At 44.0% G+C, this 20,111-nt stretch carries 24 protein-coding genes; 19 read left to right on the top strand and 5 right to left on the bottom strand.

The features are described 5' to 3' along the window. Positions 1 to 272: 272 nt before the first annotated feature. The gene (locus P2W84_RS12250; protein WP_276090430.1) at positions 273 to 1,250 is read right to left on the bottom strand and encodes a helix-turn-helix domain-containing protein; all 978 of its coding nucleotides are present in this window, start codon (positions 1,248 to 1,250) and stop codon (positions 273 to 275) included. Positions 1,251 to 1,389: 139 nt separating this feature from the next. Here P2W84_RS12250 and P2W84_RS12245 point away from each other — a divergent pair, with 139 nt between their 5' ends. From P2W84_RS12245 to P2W84_RS12235, 3 genes are all read left to right on the top strand, one after another. After that, positions 1,390 to 1,806, top strand: coding sequence for a DoxX family protein (locus tag P2W84_RS12245; protein ID WP_276090429.1), 417 nt, complete (start codon positions 1,390 to 1,392; stop codon positions 1,804 to 1,806). A gap of 72 nt (positions 1,807 to 1,878) precedes the next feature. Continuing rightward, entirely contained in the window at positions 1,879 to 2,277 is a 399-nt protein-coding gene (locus tag P2W84_RS12240; RefSeq protein WP_276090428.1) for a glyoxalase, read from the top strand. 255 nt (positions 2,278 to 2,532) lie between these two features. After that, positions 2,533 to 3,069: a S1C family serine protease gene (locus P2W84_RS12235; protein WP_276090427.1), complete on the top strand. Its 537-nt coding sequence runs from the start codon at positions 2,533 to 2,535 to the stop codon at positions 3,067 to 3,069. Positions 3,070 to 3,194: 125 nt separating this feature from the next. Here P2W84_RS12235 and P2W84_RS12230 read toward each other — a convergent pair whose 3' ends face one another. Next, complete coding sequence (locus P2W84_RS12230; RefSeq protein WP_276090426.1) at positions 3,195 to 4,070, bottom strand: hypothetical protein; 876 nt, start codon at positions 4,068 to 4,070, stop codon at positions 3,195 to 3,197. A gap of 166 nt (positions 4,071 to 4,236) precedes the next feature. Between P2W84_RS12230 and P2W84_RS12225 the strand changes: the two genes are divergently transcribed. The 11 genes from P2W84_RS12225 to P2W84_RS12175 all read left to right on the top strand — a co-directional run bounded on the left by P2W84_RS12225 (position 4,237) and on the right by P2W84_RS12175 (position 14,487). Further along, the gene (locus P2W84_RS12225) at positions 4,237 to 4,374 is read left to right on the top strand and encodes a hypothetical protein (RefSeq protein ID WP_276090425.1); all 138 of its coding nucleotides are present in this window, start codon (positions 4,237 to 4,239) and stop codon (positions 4,372 to 4,374) included. Between the two features lie 551 nt (positions 4,375 to 4,925). Then, positions 4,926 to 7,595: a hypothetical protein gene (locus tag P2W84_RS12220; protein WP_276090424.1), complete on the top strand. Its 2,670-nt coding sequence runs from the start codon at positions 4,926 to 4,928 to the stop codon at positions 7,593 to 7,595. Between the two features lie 187 nt (positions 7,596 to 7,782). After that, positions 7,783 to 8,223 carry a GNAT family N-acetyltransferase gene (locus P2W84_RS12215; RefSeq protein ID WP_276090423.1) on the top strand — a complete coding sequence of 147 codons (441 nt, stop codon included), beginning with the start codon at positions 7,783 to 7,785 and terminating at the stop codon, positions 8,221 to 8,223. A gap of 184 nt (positions 8,224 to 8,407) precedes the next feature. Then, positions 8,408 to 8,764 carry a hypothetical protein gene (locus P2W84_RS12210; RefSeq protein ID WP_276090422.1) on the top strand — a complete coding sequence of 119 codons (357 nt, stop codon included), beginning with the start codon at positions 8,408 to 8,410 and terminating at the stop codon, positions 8,762 to 8,764. Positions 8,765 to 8,936: 172 nt separating this feature from the next. Continuing rightward, positions 8,937 to 10,115 carry a serine hydrolase domain-containing protein gene (locus P2W84_RS12205; RefSeq protein ID WP_276090421.1) on the top strand — a complete coding sequence of 393 codons (1,179 nt, stop codon included), beginning with the start codon at positions 8,937 to 8,939 and terminating at the stop codon, positions 10,113 to 10,115. A gap of 80 nt (positions 10,116 to 10,195) precedes the next feature. Further along, on the top strand, positions 10,196 to 11,707 hold the full coding sequence (locus P2W84_RS12200; protein ID WP_276090420.1) for a serine hydrolase domain-containing protein: 1,512 nt from the start codon (positions 10,196 to 10,198) through the stop codon (positions 11,705 to 11,707). Between the two features lie 200 nt (positions 11,708 to 11,907). Beyond that, a complete protein-coding gene (locus tag P2W84_RS12195) occupies positions 11,908 to 13,185 on the top strand; it encodes a DUF6624 domain-containing protein (RefSeq protein WP_276090419.1) in 1,278 nt (425 codons plus the stop codon). Between the two features lie 31 nt (positions 13,186 to 13,216). Then, positions 13,217 to 13,492, top strand: coding sequence for a spore photoproduct lyase family protein (locus tag P2W84_RS12190; protein WP_346348961.1), 276 nt, complete (start codon positions 13,217 to 13,219; stop codon positions 13,490 to 13,492). A gap of 194 nt (positions 13,493 to 13,686) precedes the next feature. Next, on the top strand, positions 13,687 to 13,896 hold the full coding sequence (locus tag P2W84_RS12185; protein WP_276090417.1) for a hypothetical protein: 210 nt from the start codon (positions 13,687 to 13,689) through the stop codon (positions 13,894 to 13,896). 37 nt (positions 13,897 to 13,933) lie between these two features. Further along, entirely contained in the window at positions 13,934 to 14,176 is a 243-nt protein-coding gene (locus P2W84_RS12180; RefSeq protein WP_276090416.1) for a hypothetical protein, read from the top strand. Positions 14,177 to 14,193: 17 nt separating this feature from the next. Continuing rightward, positions 14,194 to 14,487, top strand: coding sequence for a hypothetical protein (locus P2W84_RS12175; protein WP_276090415.1), 294 nt, complete (start codon positions 14,194 to 14,196; stop codon positions 14,485 to 14,487). An 88-nt stretch (positions 14,488 to 14,575) separates the two neighbouring features. Here P2W84_RS12175 and P2W84_RS12170 read toward each other — a convergent pair whose 3' ends face one another. Then, entirely contained in the window at positions 14,576 to 15,034 is a 459-nt protein-coding gene (locus P2W84_RS12170) for a hypothetical protein (RefSeq protein ID WP_276090414.1), read from the bottom strand. 168 nt (positions 15,035 to 15,202) lie between these two features. Here P2W84_RS12170 and P2W84_RS12165 point away from each other — a divergent pair, with 168 nt between their 5' ends. Genes P2W84_RS12165 through P2W84_RS12145 form a run of 5 tightly spaced genes read left to right on the top strand, consistent with a single transcriptional unit; the run spans position 15,203 to position 18,514 of the window. Continuing rightward, positions 15,203 to 15,802: a sigma-70 family RNA polymerase sigma factor gene (locus P2W84_RS12165; protein ID WP_276090413.1), complete on the top strand. Its 600-nt coding sequence runs from the start codon at positions 15,203 to 15,205 to the stop codon at positions 15,800 to 15,802. Then, positions 15,799 to 16,278, top strand: coding sequence for a hypothetical protein (locus tag P2W84_RS12160; RefSeq protein ID WP_276090412.1), 480 nt, complete (start codon positions 15,799 to 15,801; stop codon positions 16,276 to 16,278). Before P2W84_RS12165 ends, P2W84_RS12160 begins: the two co-directional genes overlap by 4 nt. A 20-nt stretch (positions 16,279 to 16,298) precedes the next feature. Beyond that, complete coding sequence (locus P2W84_RS12155) at positions 16,299 to 16,742, top strand: hypothetical protein (RefSeq protein WP_276090411.1); 444 nt, start codon at positions 16,299 to 16,301, stop codon at positions 16,740 to 16,742. Next, positions 16,739 to 17,161, top strand: coding sequence for a hypothetical protein (locus tag P2W84_RS12150; protein ID WP_276090410.1), 423 nt, complete (start codon positions 16,739 to 16,741; stop codon positions 17,159 to 17,161). Before P2W84_RS12155 ends, P2W84_RS12150 begins: the two co-directional genes overlap by 4 nt. A 39-nt stretch (positions 17,162 to 17,200) precedes the next feature. Further along, a complete protein-coding gene (locus P2W84_RS12145) occupies positions 17,201 to 18,514 on the top strand; it encodes a pepsin/retropepsin-like aspartic protease family protein (RefSeq protein WP_276090409.1) in 1,314 nt (437 codons plus the stop codon). Between the two features lie 149 nt (positions 18,515 to 18,663). Here P2W84_RS12145 and P2W84_RS12140 read toward each other — a convergent pair whose 3' ends face one another. Both P2W84_RS12140 and P2W84_RS12135 read right to left on the bottom strand, forming a co-directional pair. After that, complete coding sequence (locus P2W84_RS12140) at positions 18,664 to 19,080, bottom strand: OsmC family peroxiredoxin (RefSeq protein ID WP_276090408.1); 417 nt, start codon at positions 19,078 to 19,080, stop codon at positions 18,664 to 18,666. An 87-nt stretch (positions 19,081 to 19,167) separates the two neighbouring features. Further along, positions 19,168 to 20,019: an AraC family transcriptional regulator gene (locus P2W84_RS12135; protein ID WP_276090407.1), complete on the bottom strand. Its 852-nt coding sequence runs from the start codon at positions 20,017 to 20,019 to the stop codon at positions 19,168 to 19,170. Positions 20,020 to 20,111 lie beyond the last annotated feature (92 nt).

Below are 20,111 nucleotides of genomic sequence, written 5' to 3'. Positions count from 1 at the left end.
CGTACTTGCCGGGGATGGTTTTCGCGGAGGTATGGCCAATCGTATTTTGGGAGGGCGATGTACTGGATTGAACCCTTAAGAAACGAAACTCAGTTGTGGAAATAGCAAATTTCTCGCGCGCTCTGTCGCCGCGCTTATCTCGCTTTCAAGACAGAGCTTTGCCCAGGAAACCTCAAGTATAAAAGGTCCAGGCTTTAAAATCGCAGAAAGCTATCGGCTCTAACTGGCCTTTGCTGTTTCTATAGAATGAATTTTACAGGGTGTTTTACGCTTTACACCTCATTGGCAACCCTTGCAAACTTGTTCCTGTATTCAATCGGTTTTAGTCCTGTAATCTTTTTAAAGGTATCTCTAAAGGCTTTGGTATCGGTATATCCGACACCGTACATCACTTCAGATACATTTTTTCGAGAAGCTTCAAAAAACTTCTTGGCGGCCTCTATCCGTACACGTTGTATGTATTCAACCGGCGTATTATTGGTCGCTTCCTTAAACCGCCTTTCAAAAGTCCGCCGGCTGGCACCTGCAAGGTTGGCCAGATCTTCAATAGTAATTTTATCTTCGTAACTTTTCTCAATGTGATCCTGAACCTTTTGAATGTCCGGATAACCATGATTTCTCTGCCCCCTGAATATGGCGAATTGGTTCTGGCTATCCCGGCCTATATCCAGTGCAAAATACTTGGAGATCAGTATTGCTGTATCCCTGTCAGAAAATTTCTCCACCAGGTATAATATCAAATTCCAAAGACTGCTGGCCCCGCCACTGCTATAGATATTGCCATGCTCCGTAATTATTGCGCCATCCTGCACTTCTACATTGGGATATCGTTCCCTGAACTCGTTTATATGCGCCCAATGTGTGGAGCATTTTTTTCCATTTAACAGTCCTGCTTCTGCAATTAGAAAAGCACCAAGGCATAAGCTGGCTATACTGGCCCCTTTCTGGTGAAGGGCTTTAATATAGGGTATCGCTTCGGCGTTGGTGCGTACCCCTGCATCAGTAGGTCCGTATGGAGGAGGTATAATGAGCAGGTCGGTTGATACAACATCCCTTAGCAGTCTGTCGGTTTTTATGGTGTATTCGCCATTGTTGGCAGGCACATATTCATTAAGGCCTACATATTCCACTTTAAATGCCGGCGCTTTGCCATAAGCAGTAAGAAATTCGTTGGCTGTGTGGAAAGAACGGAATGCGGGGGTAATAGCCTCTATTACACCATACTGAGGAACAAAAACTGAAATTCGCATACAGGGGGCGGTTTAAAGGGTAAAGTTAAAAAAAATAGTTTGTCGTAATTCACCTGCATAGTTGTCGTTTTTACTACAGTCTGATTTTTAAAAGCTGCTACATCTTTGTCTTATCATTACGAATAAAAAAATACAAGTTATGACAGTACAACAAAGAATTACGGTAGAAGCGACCATTAATAAATACAAGATAATATTTTGGGTGGCGACAGCCATCCTGATTCTTTGGGAAGGTGTAATGCCGCTTAGTACCGTGTTTTTTGCACCAGAGTATGTAAACGCGGGTACAAAGCCGCTGGGATATCCTGATTACTTTGCTTATACGCTGATCGTCTGTAAAGTATTAGGGGTAATAGCAATTTCATTACCTAAAATACCAGGTAAAGTAAGGGAATGGGCGTATGCCGGCCTAACATTTAACCTGATCTTTGCATTTATCAGTCATGCCGCTGTTGATAGAAACATAGGATTTATGCTCCTGCCGATTGTGGTGCTGGGTATTCTTGCTATCTCCTATGCCTATGGCAATAAAATAAGAAAAGAACAGCTCGCCTAAGCCATTGAATAACGCATGGTACAAATCGGGCTGTCCGGCTTTACCCGAATACCGGCCCTGTAATTCAATAATATGGAATTTAAAAATGAAAAGACATTAAAAGGCGGTGTTTTTATAACTTTTACCGGCAATTGTAAAGCGGCGCTTATGCTTTATCATTCTTGTTTCGGAGGCGAGTTGTATTTTGAGACTTTTGATGAACCTCTGAATGGTTATACCGGAAGCCCCGTTATCAGGGGCTCGCTGGTTTCGGACAGCATCATCGTTCATGGTTCGGACCTTGTCCATGACGAAGGAAGGAAGATCGGGAATTATCTCTCGGTCTTTTTGCCATGTAAAAATGCCGGGGATAGAAATGCAATTATTGTTAAATTGAAAGCTGCAGTATCAGGTCAGGATACCATTGATGAGGACCAACAACTTATTGAAGTGACCGATGCTTTTGATGTGAGGTGGATACTTTGTGTTTAGCATGCGTATCGCAACTGTGATGCTTTAAGTGGAATTTACTTTTTTTACAATTCTTTTTACAAAGTTGCTGGTGCCGGAATGAGCTGGTTAATTTAGGTTTGGGGAATTAACAATGTTCATATGAAAACTAGTTTGTTATTTCAGATGCTAATGTGCTTTTCGATCACGGGTTCGCCCAGCAAAAGGAAAGCTGGGTAGGCAAACCAATTGCTGAGTGGCCGAAGATTGCACTGATTAACGAGGTGCAGTTTAAAAATGGTGACCGCTACGTTCATTCTCCTTTTTCTAAGCTGTGCCTATGAGGATAGTCTGTGTACGGTTCATGAAGGCAAGGTATATCAGAAATACGGAATGGATATCCTGATTGAACGGGACATGAAGACGCATAAGGGCGGTTGCAGTGGTTCGCCGGTAATTGATGCCAAAGGTTACCTGATCGGGATCATCACGGGTAGTGCAGGTTCTAAGGTTGGGAATGTGTCTGTAGCGATTTCCACTGAATACCTGAAGGATGTGCTGGATAAAAAAACTGGGCTTAACCAGCTGAAAAAGGATTATGGTGAGTTGGTTTACAATACAGTAATCAAAGGACGGTGTTGGGGCTGCGAAGAAGCTGTATCAGGACCTGATCAAAGACCAAAGAATTATTATGCATACAATTTGTGCAGCCTAAACCGGAACGGTTTAAGAGAAACTGCCGAAAAGCTGTTGGCTGAGGGGCGCAATGTAGATGCTGTGGCGATTCTGAAGTTTAACATCAAAGTGAACAACCGATATTCAGGCTTTATTTAAGCTATCGGTACTGGGGTTGTAACTTGAAGGTCAAGAAAGGAACTTCATCAAAGTAAAGTGGGCAGATTATTTCCTGCTGGAATCAACAATGAAGCCAAGCATTATGGTTATCAAATTGCGAACAATTAAAATTTTGTAATTGAGAAATCTGCAAAGCGTACTTCTTCATCACGTAAGTAAGATGAATCTGCTAAGCCTCTGTAAATACCCCATTTTGGCCGATACCAAGTAGTTCCTAAACGGAATATCTCAATATTATTATTGGTGTAACTAAGTAAATTTACGTTGTCTGATATTCTGTTTATATTAATTGAATAGCTTCCAGTTGAACCATATACTACCGTTTCCGTAACAGACACCCAATGACCTTTAAAGCCAACAAGACCTACAATTTTAGGTTTTGTAATCGTACCTGAAGAGTTCATATAAACAATCTCCATTTTGTCGCCGCCAGAATTATATCTTGGAGTCAATGTGAAAATAGGGTGTGCATTATCACCATTCCCAGCCATGATCTGATGCAGGTTTGTAAAACTCGGTGAAGGTTTAAAACCAAGATCGATTTTGAATTTCCAATTGTATATCACTGTATCTCCATTTGAGGCCCTCAGGTTACTTGAGGATAGCCAATGAGTCTTTATTTCAGTTCTTTGTTTGTCAGAAGATATACACCTATCATCATCGTCATTAACATGTGCGTAAAACACAAACACATTCTGAGATAACGTGTTATCAAATACTTCTACAATATGCCTTCCGAAACTTGTATGCCCGCAATCAGGGAGATCCTCTGAAGAAGGCCCAAATACGCTGTCAATTAACTCGTATGTATTCCCCGGACCATTGGAGGAAAGAGTAGTTGTTGATGATAAAATGTTAGCCGTTATTATTTTGCTTTTTTTCTGCTGCAATGGCTTAATTTCTAATTTTTCAGTTGCAAATTCACAAGAGCAGAGCGTGAGAAACTGAAATAGTAAGAAAGTGAACCGATATTTTTTCATTTGTTACTGTAGTTTAAAATTACCAAAGCTTTATTGATTTCGCAACTAAACGGAAGACAAAGTATGGTATCAACCTGAAAAGGGCTGTTTTTTTCTTATGGGGTTCGATTCCCTTCTTCCGCACGTTTGTGGATTTATTGGATTAAGCGGCATTCATCTTCGCGATATGGAAAACAAGTTGGGAAATCAACTCCAGTGCTGGATAGAAAATGTGCTGAACTCAGGGATTAGCGAGATAGCCACTTTTGCAAATGGTCTGTTAAGGGATTACAAGTCCATTGAAAACGCGATCAGCTTGCCCTGAAGCAATGGCCCGGTAGGAGGCAATGTAAATACGCTAAAGACTATCAAGCGGCAAATGTATGGTAGGGCTAGCTTCGAATGTGTGCAGTGGATTCCGCTCACGCTTTGCCGTGATTTCGCTTTATATTGATCAGTTTATTTCGCTGTAAAGTGTTCGATCGGCTTGATTTTAAGTGTTTTAAGGTGTTGATTTCGGGTTGGCGGGTTCTGCTGTTCTTTCGTGGATTTGGTCGAACTGAACGCTTCTTTGGTCGGCCATTTCAGATGTGAGTTCTGAAACTGGAAGGTTGATTTAAGAGAGTTGGCTTAGAGGAGTTCTTTGGATTGGATTTGCCAGGTTTTTGCTTTATTGGCTGATGATAATGCGAATTGGGGCTTAGGTCGGTACCCTTGGTGTTTGAGGCGAGAAGGCCAATGTATGTCTTTTCAGGGCTAGACGGGCTGTACAGGTTTGACCGAAATGGGGTGGACAGCTTACTCAAATCTACAAACAAGTGCTATTTTAGAGGATAAAACAATTCCATTTCATTATTTTGCAACTTTAGAAATACCATGGAATTCACATTAATTAACGCATCTATTGTCGACGGCCTAATCGATACGCCAGCCCTGATTACGGGTTTGATCACTGCAATCATCATTGGGATATACACCATTTTCCATAAGAAATTACTGGCCGGATTTAAAAAGATACAAATGATCGATCCCAGGATTGCGGAGCAAATATCGAAGCGGTACACAACTCATTTCATACCTAATAGGGTATTCAACGGTGGCAAAATCTATGACAACGGGATCACTTATCTAACCGGCCTTTTGCTTGGCGCAGATCCCAAACCCTTACACTTAATCACTGCACCGACTGGCCTGGGTAAGACGACGTTTCTGGCAAATCTTTATCTGGAAATCAAGCATCGGCACAAAAATGCGAAAGTAGCATTTGGGATCATGTACCATGAAAATTCAAAACAAATCATTGAAGGACTGATTAGCAGTGGTAAAGCTGCTAAAACCATTTTATTAATCGATGCGCTGGACGAATTTATTGCACCCGCGGGCGCTCCCGACCTCTACTGGTCGACGTTTATCAAGACCTATCATGATTTCATCAATCAGCAGGCCGTTCATTTTAAAAAAGTGGTCATCACCGTCAGAGAACAATTCCTTCAGACAGACGAACTCTCTAACCGCACTTTGCAGGTCGGCATTGACAAATTCCCACCTAATTTTATCACTCTTCTCCCATTTGATGCCAACCAGCAGGATGAATATCTCACACTAAAGCATCCAGGTCAAAAAAACAGTAGTCTGCTTAAAGACTTACATTGGCTTACCTACAAAATGAGAGAACGTAATTTGACAATTGTCGAAGTACCCCTGGTGTTAAATAATCTGGAAGATGTTTTGGCGAATTACTCTTCCGTTACCTCTGACGGGAAACGCCTGACCTCGGAAAGAATTTTGCGAATTATCGTTGAAAATTGGTTAACCCGGGAGTCCGCAAAGGGTGTTGATCAGGTGCGGCTCAGAAAATTTTGTGAAGACCTGGCATTCGAAATAGCACGACGAGAGAGAAACGGACATATCAGGGGTATTGTTGGAGGTGGATTAATAGCTTTTGAGCAAGAAGCGCGAGTTCTTGAAGGTTTTTCAGGTTGGGGTGACAGGTCCTTGCTTCAGAAATTCTCGTCAGAGGACTCAGTATACTTTGGCTTTGTCAGTAACGAGGTGATGGAGTTCTTTCTGGTAGATTACATCAACAGGTGTCCTCAGGATGAGATTAAAGTGCCTTTAATTCATTTCAAGATGGCCATGTCTTTCCTGATTGCACAACGTCTGCCGGAAAGCAACAAAAAATTAAACGCAGCTTACCATGGCATGAACATCAATAGGGTATTTGAAGAACTTCCCGCTAAGGTAACACTCCAAGATGTCGAAGATTTGATAAGCTTGAAAGATTGTGGACCTAGTAGCAAGCACATGATCGAGCTATCCGCATCATTTGATCATCTATTCTCTGATCAGCAACTTGTTAACGAAGTGCTGTTAAGTAAGATCGAAGAAAGCTTGATCATCGCTGCCGATGACAGCTGGCGTCCAATACTCGAAAAGCTAAGTTTTATACACATAACAAATTTCACATTTCGCTGCGCAAATCAAAGCGAAAGACAATTGTTACTTCAGTCGGTTCAACGATTAAAAAGGTATATTTCTGGTTTGTGTTTCGTTGGAAAGGTACTGGAGGACAATGAGCTGAAATATCTCGACGGCGTTGATGCATTAGAGTATTTGATGCTTACAGATGCCGATTTATCCGGCGACCAGTTGAAAGCCTTTTCAAAATCCATAAAGCTGATATCAGTAGTGATAAGAAGGTGTCAGCTCAAAGACGATGACTTCAGTGCATTCTCAAATTGTGATGGCTTGCGGAATATTCTAGTCGACGGCTGTAACCTAGATGGAACGCTGCTGAGGCAATTTAAGGCTTCAGCGCACACGGTCAGGCAGATTAGCCTGATTGCTAATAGAATCGAAGATGCATCGCTAAGTTATCTTTCCGACTTTGTGAATCTGGAACGAGTTTTGTTGAACGGAAATCGACTGGTTGGGTCGGGTCTTCAGTCCTTGCTTAGCAGTAAAGCCAGCTTAAAGTATCTATGGATACAGGACAACCGCGTTATTGACCAGCACTTACATTTCCTGAATGAATTGGACATCATCCACACCGTTGACCTGAGGAATAATGCGGTCCATGGCGTGTTCCTGTCAGATCAGAATCATTTCTGCACAACGATATCCATTCTGAATCTCTCGGAAAATCCCCTGAACGAAGACGTTATGGCTTCACTTCCACCGTTTTCCAATCTTACATCAATCGATTTATCCCACTGCTCGTTAACTGGCTCAGGACTACGGCCGTTAATTGGGTCGAAACGAGTTTTAGAGACTCTTTACTTGTCTTCGAATAGGATCACGGGCGAGCATTTACAGCTGATCTGCGCATTCCAAAATTTGAAATACATCTCCCTCTCAGATAACAATCTATCCTACATTAACTTGGACGACTACATTGAGAGGGCAAGTTCACAGCTTGAGATTGAATTTTCAAATAACGACATTACAGACGCAGAATACCGGGTCTTACAAAGCAAGTATTTGTCGAAATGGGAACCTGTTGTTCAATCAGAAAAGATCAGGTACAGGGACGCGGCTGAAAACTAAGTAATTTGCAAACCACCTTTCAAATTGGATGAGTTCATAAAGACCCGGAAAAGAACGATTCGTCAGATACCACTTTAGCAACAGGATAGTATAGCGGTGATCTTTACCATTCCGGGAGCTGACTTTTTGAATGCCAGTATGCCATTACTCACTTTGTATGTCTGGGAATATTTGACATCTTGTTGCCATGATTTTTAGAATAGCAGAAATTTGTGATGTTAAGCAAATGCAGGTAGTGAGGCATCTGGTCAAAGAAAACACCCTGAGTAACCCTGATCTTGTCCCGGACCGCGATGTGATCTATTATATCACAGAGAAAGGAAAAGGCTGGGTGTGTGAAATTAATGGGCAGGTTGTCGGCTTTTCAATAGTTGATCTGAAAGGGCATAGTGTATGGGCGTTATTTGTAGATCCGCAATTCGATCAGCAGGGAATAGGAAAGCAACTACACAAGTTGATGGTGGACTGGTATTTTGAACAAACCAGCGAGAACATCGTGTTGGGGACCGCCCCGAATACCCGTGCAGAAAGATTTTATGAACTTCAGGGCTGGATACGGGCAGGAAGGTACGCAAACGGGGAAACCAAATTCGAGCTGAGCCATCAGAGCTGGACAAACCGTCATTAACAACCCGATGTCAAACAGGAAGTTTCATAGTTGATTTTGACGAGCCCTTCGAGCATCGTCCGCACTGCGGATTTTAAAAATTCAATCTGTTTGGGTTCGAAGTAGATGTTCTTAAGGATTTCGACCAATATGTCATGGGGCCCATGAGAATGCGGTTATCAGTTTTATACTGGATGGTGGAAATGTGGAAAGCAGGAAAAATGGTAGTTTTGAACGAAAGCCCGGCGATATCGCATGTTTTGCTCCGGGTGAGTGGCACCGGACACTTCCTGGTGCACCTTTCTGCAGAAATATTAATCTTGAGATCCCAGAATATTTTTTAAAGTCTTTTGACCTGAGCACACTGAATGTGGCGAATTTTAAATTAAACATGCTGCGTATCTTCAACGAGGTACGCAGCGGTTGTCCTTCGTCTGGTACCCAGATCATGATGTCAGTGCTGGACCTGCTCAGTGGGGCAGGAGATACCTATGCCGGCAAAACGCCATTGTGGGCCAAAAAACTCGGGGAACTTTTGCCGGATGAATGGAATAGGAATTAAGGGCATACCGTTATCTGCCATCGCATTCCGGTGCGGCTTTGCCGACCAAAGCCATTTTATCCGTAACTTTAAGCAGTTTACCGGATTTTTGCCTAGCCATTTTCGCAAACTCTAGGCTAATATTATTCTATTTTTTCAATAAGACTGTTCTTAATTTTACCAACAAAAATACATGCATTATACAAAAATAGCATTGCTTTGGCCATTGGTTTTGGTCCTGATCACTTCCGGCTGCAGTAAAAATGACCTGCATGCCCAAGCATTTAATAAACACGAATCTATTCCTGCAGAGGCGATCTCTTTCGCTTCAGCGGATTATAAGATCACTCAACCACTATCTGGTCCACTGCAAGATTCACTGGATGCCGCCATCCATCGGTTGTTTCCTGTTACGAAGATGCCAGGTATTACAGCAGCGATGTTGATCCCCGGCAAAGGGCTCTGGCAAAATACGACCGGTTTTCTGTCAAATTCGAACAAGCAAAAAGCGGACAGCACGAGTGTTTTCTATTGGGCGAGTGTGACCAAGATGATCACGGCTACAATCATTGACGAGTTAGTACAGGACTCTAAATTAAGCTACGACGATAAACTTGCGAAATGGTTCCCACAGTTTGAACACGCCCGGGAGATCAGCATTGGTCAGTTGCTGCATCATACCAGTGGGCTGGCCAGTTTTAATACAGACACTACCATCTTCAAAAGAGAAAAACATTATACTGCTGAGGATCTGATCGATATTGCTTTACAGCAGAAGAATTTATTCCCTCCGGGAAAATACTGGTCCTATAGCAATACCGGTTATCTGCTGTTGGCAATGATTATTCAACAAGTGGATAAACGCAGCTATGCTGAGGCTGTAGCGCAACGTTTTGCTGTGCCACTGCATCTATCTTCGCTAAAAGTACTAACGCAGGCTAAAATGCCTGCTAACCTCGCAAAAGGTCATACCGCCGACGGATTACCGGTAAATGAAGACTATTCGGTACCGCTGGGAACAGGCGATATCGCAGCCAATGCCAAAGACATGGCTGTATTTTTATTTGCTCTGCTGAACGGGTCTATCATTCCCAAAACAACCGTTGCTGCCCGATTGCAGAACTTGTACCCGATGCCCGATAAAGGAATATTTTATGGGCAAGGAATTATGGTAACCGACTTTGAGGGTATTAATGGACAGCAAGACCAATGGATCGGTCATACAGGAGGCACGGAAACTTATCGCGCTTTGCTGATCTTTGATGTAAAGACCAAAATTTTTCTAGCCGTTTCAGTGAACGCCCATATACCGGTTGAAGCGATCAGCCGCAAATTAATAAGTATTGCTGCTCAGCAGCACGAAAACAATTAGTCGAAATTTGGTAAGACAGCATCCAGCAGAGTTTTAAGAGATAGTTGTCGCATCCGCCGATGTTTTTATTTTTGAGGTTTATGAGATTATTAAAGTTGGCGCTGGTCGCCTGTTTTTTATGGATTAATTTTTCGTTGTATGGGCAAACGGTTCAGCGGCTGGATAGTTTGTTTACCACATTGGATACCGCAAAGCATTTCAATGGAAACATCCTGGTAGCACAGGGTGATCGCGTTGTTTATCGGCGTTCGGTAGGCTTTGCGCAAATAGATACCCACAAGACGAACACATTAGGCTCGGCCTTTCAGATTGGATCAGTTTCCAAAACTTTCACATCATTGGCAATCTTGCAGTTAGTGGAGAAAGGCAGACTATCTCTGGATGATTCGGTGCAGCGGTTTCTTCCTGATTTCCCATTCCTTACGCTGACCATCCGGCATTTGCTGAGTCATACATCGGGCTTGCCGGACAAGGAGGAATTGTTCTTTCCGAAGATAGATGCAGATACTGCTTTGAGGGTCAGCAACCAGGACATTGTTCCGGCCCTGATCAAATGGAACAGGCCGCTGGCCTTTGCCCCTGGGAGTCAATGGCGCTATAACAATATTGGTTTTGCGCTGCTGGCGCTGGTGGTAGAGAAAGTAAGCGGCGAGCCTTTTGCAATTTACCTGGCTAGGCATATTTTTGCGCCCGCTGGCATGAAGGACAGTTATCTGTTGGGGAGCCGTCAGAATGATCCTAACCGGGTGTCGGGTTACTTGGTGCGCCATCACTATCTGGGTGACCTGCAAAATATTGAACTGAGCGGAAAAGTAAGGCGCTGGAGCTATAATATGCGTGGCTTGTATGGTCCGACAAATATCGTGAGCACGACGCCTGATCTGTTGAAGTTTGTGTTAGCACTGGATAAACATCGGCTTTTAGGTAAGAAACTGCTGGATGAGGCGTTTACCCCTTACCGGTTGACCGATGGCAATCCGGCGATGCCGGACGGTGAATTCGGCCCTGCGGCTTATGGTTTGGGCTGGTTCCTGCCGGTCAGTGGGTTGGGTAAAATAGTGATGCATACCGGGCGCGAACCTGGTTTTTTCACTTTTTTCTGTCATGATCTGAAGAGCGGTAAGACACTGATCTTGCTGGATAATGCGGAGAGCACGGGGTTTGGAGATGCGTGTAAGCAGACATTCAATATAATTTATGGGACTGAATTTTTTCCTCCCGAACCGCCACGCCCTCAATCGCTATTTCTCCCCTACGTGCGGATATTGCTGAAAGACGGCGCAGATGCTGCGGCAACGTTTTTTAATATGCATAAGGCTGATACGGCTCATTATTTCACCGATGAGCGGGAGTTAAATGAATTGGGTTTGGAACTCTTGTCTGACCGGCATAATCAAGCCGCTTTGGAAACGCTAAAGTTATGTACCTTGCTATTCCCGCAAAGCTGGAATACGTATGATAGCTATGGTAAAGCTTTGCTGCAAAGCGGGAGGCGAGAGGACGCAATTGATATGTACCGAAAGTCGGTAGAGATGTTTCCGGAAAATTTGCCGGGCAAGAAGATACTGGAGGAATTGATAGCTGGCAAATAAGGTTTATAAAAGGACATGGATGCGATCTCACATGGAACCGATAAGGAAATAGTAATGTAATAGACCCGATGATCATCCCCTAATCTGAAAGCTTACTGGATTAAACTTAGTTGATTAAATAGTTGATTTACTTATATACGATCATGATTACAGCTCTAAATCTAAATTCTTATCGAACTCTGATTAATAAGACATGTTCGATGAAGTCAATCTTAATTATTTGTTTTTCTTGTTTTTTTTTGACTGCTTCATACGCACAATCAGACAGCATCTATCAGATCTTGATAGCCAAAGCTGGATTATTGCATCTTCAAAAAAATTATAAAAGTGCAATTGCCAATTATGAACAGGCATTTAAAATAAAAGCACCTGATGCATTAACGGCTTATAAAGTGGCAGGTATGTATTCGTTAGATAGCAATGCAAACAAAGCTTTCCAATACCTTCAACTTTCAATAGAAAATGGATGGACTGAAGCAGATTGGCTATCACTCGACCCGTATTTTGACTTTATAAGAAATGCTTACCCTGAAAAATGGAAGCTGATTAAAGATAGCGCTTCATCGGCAGAAAGCAGTTATGTGAAGACTTTGCAATTGTCTGCATTGCGTAGGGAAATTAATTTAATGACATTGAATGATCAAAAGCTTAGATATCAGAAAATTCAGGCGAAGAGCGATAGTGCAAGGGAAACCATTGATAGACACATCATGAAATCAGATTTCAGCAATATGAGCCGTGTAAAGGAAATTATCAAGCAATACGGATGGCTCAAAATATCACAGATAGGAAAAGATGGGCAGAACAATTTATGGCTTATTGTTCAACACGCCGACCAAGATGTCCTATTTCAGCAAACAGCCCTTAAAGCTATGGAAAAGCTTAAAGAGACAAAGGAAATCAATATGGAAAACTATGCTTTTCTTTACGACAGGGTTCAGTGCAATCTGAATTACAAGCAGCTATATGGTACACAAGTGGAATGGTCTGGCAATGGCACAGCTTCTGCGTTTAGAACTATATTAAAGGAGTATTTGGCCGATAAGCGAAGACAAAAAATCGGATTACAACCTTTAAAAATCTACGCACTAACTTATGGATTTGATTATCATCCTGTAAGCCTTGAACAATCCCAGAGTAAAGATGCTGATTACGAGATGCAAGTGCGTTTACTTATAGACAGTGCAAAATTTTATTATACAAAAAACGAATTTCAGAAAAGCTATGATTTTTATAACAATGCCTCTAGTTTTTTGGGAGGTATGAGTGATGCCGATAATTTCGAAGCAGCGATTATTTTTGCAAAAATTGCCTCGAAAAACGCAGATAAAAAATACAAAAGCATAGCGTTGGATTTTTTAGATTTACTATCTCTCAGAGGAAGTTTAAACAAGAAGCAATTGGAAAAGCAATCCTCTTTTAAAGTACTTTACGACGATCCGAGATGGCTTGAAATCGTTAAGCGACTTAGCAAATAAAAAACGTAATACCAATACAATCGGCAAGTTTGTGAACCGCGAAATGTTGAGTGATAAACCCAAGGGGCATACGAGGATCCTTTTCAATTTGATGCCCCATGAAATGAGTAAACTGGTAGACGTAACGACGTCGCCCGTGAGTGACCGCATCGCGGTGATGAATGAATTCCGGGAGGTGGGTTATGAGGTAAATGTCATTTTTGCGCCGGTCATTTATTACGAAGCCTGGCTCGACGGATGGAAGCCCTTGTACTATGGCATTCTAAGACCGAAGATGTACTTTGGAAACCGGATATTCAGCAGGTAAAGTATAGGCAAACCGACCAGCGGAATGTGCGCTATAAGAATAATATGAAGCGGGAGATGGTGGGGAAGCTGCTTGATTTTTGTTTGCAGGAGATTCCCTATTGTAAGATCAGATATTCTAAGCGAAACAAAGGCTACTGCCTATTGTTAATCACAACAATAAGGTAATCATGCCTTATCAAAAACTATACAGATATGGAAGTTTCACAGCATCAACAAATGGAAACGCGCGGTCAGAACGAAAACCAAAAGGCGAATTACACAGAGCTGGGTTCGGACGAGTCCAAAAGCCAACAGGGCATACAGAATGAATCGGAAACTGGCAATACAGATCCGGATGACCAGGACGATGAAATTTCCGGAGACCTGGCAGGCAATGCGTCTGGCAATGAGGATACAGAATAATTGATGGGAGCAGGCAATTAGCATATAAGGTATAGTTATGGAGCAATTCAGGATAGAAGCCGCCAATGACGGCAAAGGTGTTTTTTTTGATGTCAAACCTTTAGGGGACCAGCGGTACGAGCTATATGACCAGGGCGCATATGTCGGCACGTTATCCTTGGATCAAGATGACCACTCCAGCTGTAAAGCGGAGCACTGCAAGCTGGATTTACCATTGTTGGACAGTATCCGCCAGGTCATCCAGGTCCATGAGCAGTGGACGCCTAAACCGGCACATTAAATTGACATGGCTTGACTATGAGAAAGACATTTAAAAATTATGCTGCGTCCCAGGACGATCATGAGCTTAATGAGCTGGCCGTGGAATGGTATTTCTTGAATCTGTTCTTCCTGCATGCGGCGCCAAGGGTGGCTGAAACCGTCGTCGATGCGTTGCTGGATGCCGCCCATCAGTTAAAGCCGGTTTTAAGTCACGATGAGAACACTTTTTTGTCGCCAAGAAGAATTGATGTGGATTTTGATGTTTCTTTTGATATCTGGCTGGACGCCGACGGCGATATTGGATTCAGTGGACTGGAGGCGCGTGAATAATCTGAGCTAACTGTATTGCAAATTGAAATAATATTTATTGCGGATACGCTTGATTTTTAAGCTCTAGTCTGGTTCTTGGCCAAAGCAACTACACGTCTTTTCCTTTTTTAGCCGCTGGCTTGGACTTTTTTGCTGCTTTTGCCTTTGCGTTTTTAATGCGGTGGCTGAGCAAGTGAAGTCTTGTTTCCCAGCGCTGCAGTGGTTCACTGGCGATTTCCGGCAGTCCGTTCTTACCGATCATTCCAAGCATCTCGGCCAATGCTTTACTGGTCGTGATTTTTTCCTTGTGTTCTTTCGCCCATTTCTGCTGAGTTTCATGCAGGGCTTTGGTGTATGCGGCGATTGCACTTTTTATTGTCTGAACTTCCTCATCGCTTCTTTTGAGTTTGCGCAGCAGTATCATTGACCGGCTCCAGGCAAGATCATTCATCGTGTCAGATTTGACTGCTTTTTGATGAAGTTTCAGGGCCTGTTCAAAGTCGCCAAGCTTTTCCGATTCAAGGCCAGCCTGATAGTACTTTGATGATTGAATGCGCAGTTTAGGCATGTATCGGTTTTTCCATTAAACATCTCTGGATTGCGATAAGTTTGCGGTTTACAGGTTTTGTTAAAACCTGACTTGCGGTTGCTCAATGAGGTGGCAGATCAAATTGCTGCATTTAATTTAAATTGAAATATTTGCAACCGGCAGGTAATCTGCTGGTCTAACAAACAATTGGAGACAGAAAACGACATACAGCGGATACAGGATCAGCAACTGGTGAGGGCGATACTTGCGGGGCAGCCCCATGCTTTTCGCCAGCTGATTGCCCGTACAGAAAAGCTGGTTGCCTCGATGCTGTTTCGCATGATACCTGTTGCCGATGACCGCAAAGACATCGCTCAGGATGTTTACTTAAAGGTCCACCAGGGCCTGCGAAGCTTTAAATTTCAAAGCAAACTGTCTACCTGGATTGCCCAGATCGCCTACAACACCTGTCTGAACCACCTGGCCAAAAAGCGGCCCATCCTGATGGAACGCTTTTTCGAACAAACAGATGACGATCCGGCAGCTACACTGACCCAGCAGCAGGAAAACCAGACGGAGCGCCGGCTCTTTGAAAGGGAGCTCAAGCAAACTATTGAAAAAGCGACCAGCCAGCTTTCGCCGCTCCACCAGACCCTGATCAGCCTTTATTACCAGCAGGAAATGACCCTGCAAGAAATCGCCAAAATCACCGACTTGCCCGAAGGTACTATTAAGTCCTACCTGTTCCGGGCACGCCAGCAGCTCAAAACAATACTCATCCGATATCAAAAAAAGGAGGAATTATGAACAGCCACCTCTCAGAAGCCCAGTTTCAACAATATGCCGACGCACCGAAGCAGATCTCGGTCAAAGATCAGCTGCACCTCGACTCCTGCTCTGCTTGCCAGGCGCAGTTAGCCGAATACCGGCTGATCAGCGCAGCACTAAAGGAAATGCCGGTACCGGCATTTGACTTCGATCTGAATGAGTTGGTACCCCAGACCGACCTGCAGGCGAGAAAGGCATCCCTGCCATGGATTGCCATTGCAGCTGCGGTTGCAGGCATCGCCATTGTGGGTATTTCACTGGTAGGCTACTCCGGTAACATCATCTGGCTGACCAAAACAATTCCGACCGCGCAACTTTACCTGCTCAGCCTGCCTGCCGCTGCCCTTTGTATTACTCAATTGATCATTCTGGTAGTCCGGTACCAGCGGGCTATGCACGAGGCCATCCAACAAAAAACAATTTTTTTGCAACCGGGTCGGAACCTGACGGTCTGATTTGCTATAAACGTATTGACATGAAATCATCAGCAAAAATAAAATACAAACTGGCTGCCGCAATGCTGCTTAGCCCAGCACTGGCCAACAGTAAGCAAGTAGGAGGAATGGGCAACGCAGAGACGATGCTCTTTGCCATGAATGCAATCGCTATCCTGCTGTGCGTCTGGATCGCAAGCTCCTTCTTACTTACCCTGGTCCGGCTATTCCTCAATGATCGGCTGCTCCGCACGCTTATCGAGCACAGCGCTTCGCCGGAAGTGATCAGCCAAATCCTTCCCAAGCAAACCAATCTGGCAGAACTTGCGCTGAAGTACAGCTGCGTGCTTATCGCTGCCGGCTTAGGTCTGACCCTATGCTATTTTACCCAGCCCCTGGGCCTTCATTCCGCGATTATCCTTAGTTTCGCGGTAGCGCTGGGTTTGCTTACCTATTATCTGATCAGAAGACGTAAAAGCTCATGAAAAAGCCAATAATTATCATCTTTGTACTGACCGCAATTATTGTCGGGATCTACCTGATCGGTAATTACGTGATCAGCCGGGATTACAATAACCCGTCGCGGACGACTATAACCTACACCGAGGACGACCGGCAAAGCTCCCTGATGGCCAGCTACCCAATTGAGAAATCCGCCAGCGTTCTTTCCTACATCAAAACCTGGAGCCAAACCAACAGCGTTTTAACAAAAAGCGGTGACACGGTCGCAGTCACCTTCAACGACGGCAGAAATTGCAAAGTTTACGCCAAGGGCCGCAGGCTGAATATCACCGCAGATCGTAGCAAGAACAGTGCGGATGCTATTGAAAAATTCAAAGCCGACTTCAGGCGTATCAACGACTATATCGTTAAGCAGGTCAGCGATTCCACAAGGCGGCAATAGCACAAAGCAAACCAGAAAGACAACAAAGACTTCACTAAAATGAAACCATTTCTCATTCGCGCAATTCTTGCGCTGGGCCTGCTGTTGCCCGAATCCAACCCACTTAGCGCGCAGACCCAGCTTCCGGTCATCCGCTCAGGCAAGCCGACGGTCAGCATCCGTGACGGCAGGGAACTCAGCAAGGACAGCTGGACCTTAAGCCCTCAGGCGAGACCCGATACCTATTTTGTGCAAGTGCCCAGGGCAAACCGCAAGGTTACTTTCATCACCGACCGGGACTGTATCTCTTTTACGCCCCAGTACGGAAAGACGTGTGACTTTGTCATATTGAAGGGAAAGGACAGCTGCTTTACCCGCATCTCAGCAAACTACCAGAGTAATATCAGCCCGGGGCGAATTCAGAACACAGCCAGTCAACAGGCAGATACTTTACCATTTTTCATGAAGGACAGCCGGATCTACTTCAAAGGGAAACTGAATGGCAGCCGGGAGCTAACCATCATGTTCGATTTCGGGGCGGGGATCACGGCCCTTAACCACACGTCAGCGGAAATAGCCAAGGTCAAATTTGACGGGACCATTTCTGTACAAAACTCCAGTGGCACGCGAAACGAACCTAGCTCCAGCAGCAACCAGCTCCAGATTGCGGGATTGAGCTGGAAAAACGTCCCGCTGGTCCAGGTCAGGAACCTCGATGAAGGGGAGGACCTGATCATCGGCAATTCCCTTCTTCGCGATAAGATCGTTGAGATCGACTATGAGAAGCAAATCATGATCCTGTCGGACACCCTTCAAAAGGACCTCGCCGGATACAGCGCACACGATGTCATCTATTACCAGGACAGACCGCGATTTGAAGTCCAGGTGAAAGTAGGAAAGCATTACTACCCGTTCCACTTCCTTTTTGACACCGGACGGGAAGGCACCATGCTTGTCGGAGATGACTTCACCAACCGATATGATCTTTGGAACAAGTTCGAGAAGATCCTAAGCCTGGGCAACAAACGCATCGTCCGCATCGAGGAAGTCAAAATCGGCGGTAAGTCTTTCCGGGATATCGTTACAAACGTCAATAACCCCAAGTATCCCCATCCCAAGCAAAGTTTGCTCGGCAATCAGGTTCTTAACCAGTTCAACGTCGTTTTAGATAACCATAAAGGCATCATTTATCTCAAGCCAAATGCCCTGCAAAACGAAAACTACGCGACCTTCGCGGAGTTCAAAACTCAAATGATCCGGATCGTCGCATCTGCCCTTGTTTTGCTTTCGGGTGCCACTTATGGAATTGTAAGATTAGTTAGGTACAGGCGCCAGCGCAGGAAAAACAGGCTCAATTGTGCTCTGGTGAATTAAGGAGAACGACTGGTGATCGTTCTCCTTAAATTGCGTTGTACCTATTGCCAGTTAAGTTTCTGCTGCTTGATAAATTGGTAGACAGAACCTGCTATAAACAGCACGAAACTCGTTAACCGTGGGAACCCAAGATGAGAAAAAACTGAAAATTAAGATGCCAGATGAGCTTCTGAACTGAGGGGTATGTTCAATACTTTTGAGATCAGACAATTTTTCTCTGCGCCGCTTACAATTGCTTCAAATTCTGCTGCACTGGCGCCAGTCATCACGCCTGTAATCGCAAGATGGATACTTTTGATACTGGCTCCTTCCATTACTAAAGTTGCTTCGGTATCCAGGGATGCAGGGTTGAATCCCTTTTCTGTTAACCCTAAGCTCACGGCCATGGTAAAACATCCGGCATGTGCCGCGGCCAACAGTTCTTCCGGGTTGGTGCCTTTTTCTTCGCCCGTAAAGCGGGTTTTGAAGCTGTAGTTGGTTTGGTTTAAAATTTCGCTTTGGGTACTTAAATGGCCTTTGCCTTCTTTAATGGTGCCTTCCCAATGTGCTTTTGCTGTACGTTTCATGTTGTTGATGAATTAAATTTTGATTGTCGATATTGACAATACAAAGGTGCAGCGTAGACAGCATACACGTTTTGTAATTCAGCTCAATTACTTGGCAATTTGGTTCAGCCGGTATTGGCTTGGCGAGAGCTGGTACCTGTCGTGAAAGCTTTTGGTAAAATTAGCCAGATCATTAAAACCACACTGATAGGCAATATCAGCAATGCGATTATCGGAAGCCAAAAGCAGTTCCGCGGCTTTCTCCAGCTTTTTGTTCCTCATATAATTTGCGGGCGTATCGTTATACAATTTAGCGAACTCTCTTTTGAAAGACGAAACACTTAAGTTGGTTTTTTGCGCCAGTTCTTCGATGTTGATCTGTGCGAACAGATAAGCTTCAATAATTTGTCTGAAGGAAAATTTTGCAGGAGAAAAAAGCTGGGATAAAATAACCTGAATGGTATCAGCCTGCTGCGTTTGGGATAATAAAAGGATGATTTCCTTCAGTTTTAAGATCAATAGCTCCTCATTCACCAGTGACGGATTCTCGAAATAAAAAAGCAGCCCCTCAATATACTTCTGGATCAGAAAATCATTATTGATCCTGCCCTGAGATTGATTGGATACAGATCTGCCTGGTTGAATAATGGCCGGCAATTCCCTTTCATAAACTTTCTTTAAGATTTCCGGGTGAAAGGTGACGATGACCACTTCGCCCGTGCCGGCGTCTCTGGTATTACGAATTTGTTTCCCCGGATTAAGGCAATTCAATAACAGCGAATGGTTAACAGGAATATCGGTCCGGTCATCCTCAAACTGAAACTGCATTTCGCCCTGTAAAACATATAAAAAGCAGGCACGTTCTTCTACCGGGAAGTCATAGGCAAAGGGCGGTTTTACCACCAGCTTTTGCAGGAAAGGCTTTCCCAGCAGATCGATCTTTTTATAGCTGTCTTGCATTACTGTTCACTGAATTCCCTGAGGTTTGTAAATTGAATGGTAATAATACAAAAATATCCAATGCCGTGGCGTATGAGGTCCCATCTGGCTGG

This window comes from Pedobacter sp. JY14-1, assembly GCF_029269825.1.
In the GTDB taxonomy this organism is placed as follows: domain Bacteria; phylum Bacteroidota; class Bacteroidia; order Sphingobacteriales; family Sphingobacteriaceae; genus Pedobacter.
The sequence above is the reverse complement of the archived record's forward strand: the minus strand, read 5'-3'. Positions and strand labels throughout refer to the sequence as shown.

Coding starts and splice junctions, on each gene's coding strand:
- P2W84_RS12245 (WP_276090429.1), top strand. CDS start 1,390: ATGACAGTACAACAAAGAATTACGGTAGAAGCGACCATTAATAAATAC.
- P2W84_RS12230 (WP_276090426.1), bottom strand. CDS start 4,070: ATGAAAAAATATCGGTTCACTTTCTTACTATTTCAGTTTCTCACGCTC.
- P2W84_RS12235 (WP_276090427.1), top strand. CDS start 2,533: ATGGTGACCGCTACGTTCATTCTCCTTTTTCTAAGCTGTGCCTATGAG.
- P2W84_RS12170 (WP_276090414.1), bottom strand. CDS start 15,034: ATGCCTAAACTGCGCATTCAATCATCAAAGTACTATCAGGCTGGCCTT.
- P2W84_RS12250 (WP_276090430.1), bottom strand. CDS start 1,250: ATGCGAATTTCAGTTTTTGTTCCTCAGTATGGTGTAATAGAGGCTATT.
- P2W84_RS12135 (WP_276090407.1), bottom strand. CDS start 20,019: ATGCAAGACAGCTATAAAAAGATCGATCTGCTGGGAAAGCCTTTCCTG.
- P2W84_RS12175 (WP_276090415.1), top strand. CDS start 14,194: ATGAGAAAGACATTTAAAAATTATGCTGCGTCCCAGGACGATCATGAG.
- P2W84_RS12195 (WP_276090419.1), top strand. CDS start 11,908: ATGAAGTCAATCTTAATTATTTGTTTTTCTTGTTTTTTTTTGACTGCT.
- P2W84_RS12140 (WP_276090408.1), bottom strand. CDS start 19,080: ATGAAACGTACAGCAAAAGCACATTGGGAAGGCACCATTAAAGAAGGC.
- P2W84_RS12145 (WP_276090409.1), top strand. CDS start 17,201: ATGAAACCATTTCTCATTCGCGCAATTCTTGCGCTGGGCCTGCTGTTG.
- P2W84_RS12220 (WP_276090424.1), top strand. CDS start 4,926: ATGGAATTCACATTAATTAACGCATCTATTGTCGACGGCCTAATCGAT.
- P2W84_RS12205 (WP_276090421.1), top strand. CDS start 8,937: ATGCATTATACAAAAATAGCATTGCTTTGGCCATTGGTTTTGGTCCTG.
- P2W84_RS12150 (WP_276090410.1), top strand. CDS start 16,739: ATGAAAAAGCCAATAATTATCATCTTTGTACTGACCGCAATTATTGTC.
- P2W84_RS12215 (WP_276090423.1), top strand. CDS start 7,783: ATGATTTTTAGAATAGCAGAAATTTGTGATGTTAAGCAAATGCAGGTA.
- P2W84_RS12225 (WP_276090425.1), top strand. CDS start 4,237: ATGGAAAACAAGTTGGGAAATCAACTCCAGTGCTGGATAGAAAATGTG.
- P2W84_RS12240 (WP_276090428.1), top strand. CDS start 1,879: ATGGAATTTAAAAATGAAAAGACATTAAAAGGCGGTGTTTTTATAACT.
- P2W84_RS12180 (WP_276090416.1), top strand. CDS start 13,934: ATGGAGCAATTCAGGATAGAAGCCGCCAATGACGGCAAAGGTGTTTTT.
- P2W84_RS12185 (WP_276090417.1), top strand. CDS start 13,687: ATGGAAGTTTCACAGCATCAACAAATGGAAACGCGCGGTCAGAACGAA.
- P2W84_RS12160 (WP_276090412.1), top strand. CDS start 15,799: ATGAACAGCCACCTCTCAGAAGCCCAGTTTCAACAATATGCCGACGCA.
- P2W84_RS12200 (WP_276090420.1), top strand. CDS start 10,196: ATGAGATTATTAAAGTTGGCGCTGGTCGCCTGTTTTTTATGGATTAAT.
- P2W84_RS12155 (WP_276090411.1), top strand. CDS start 16,299: ATGAAATCATCAGCAAAAATAAAATACAAACTGGCTGCCGCAATGCTG.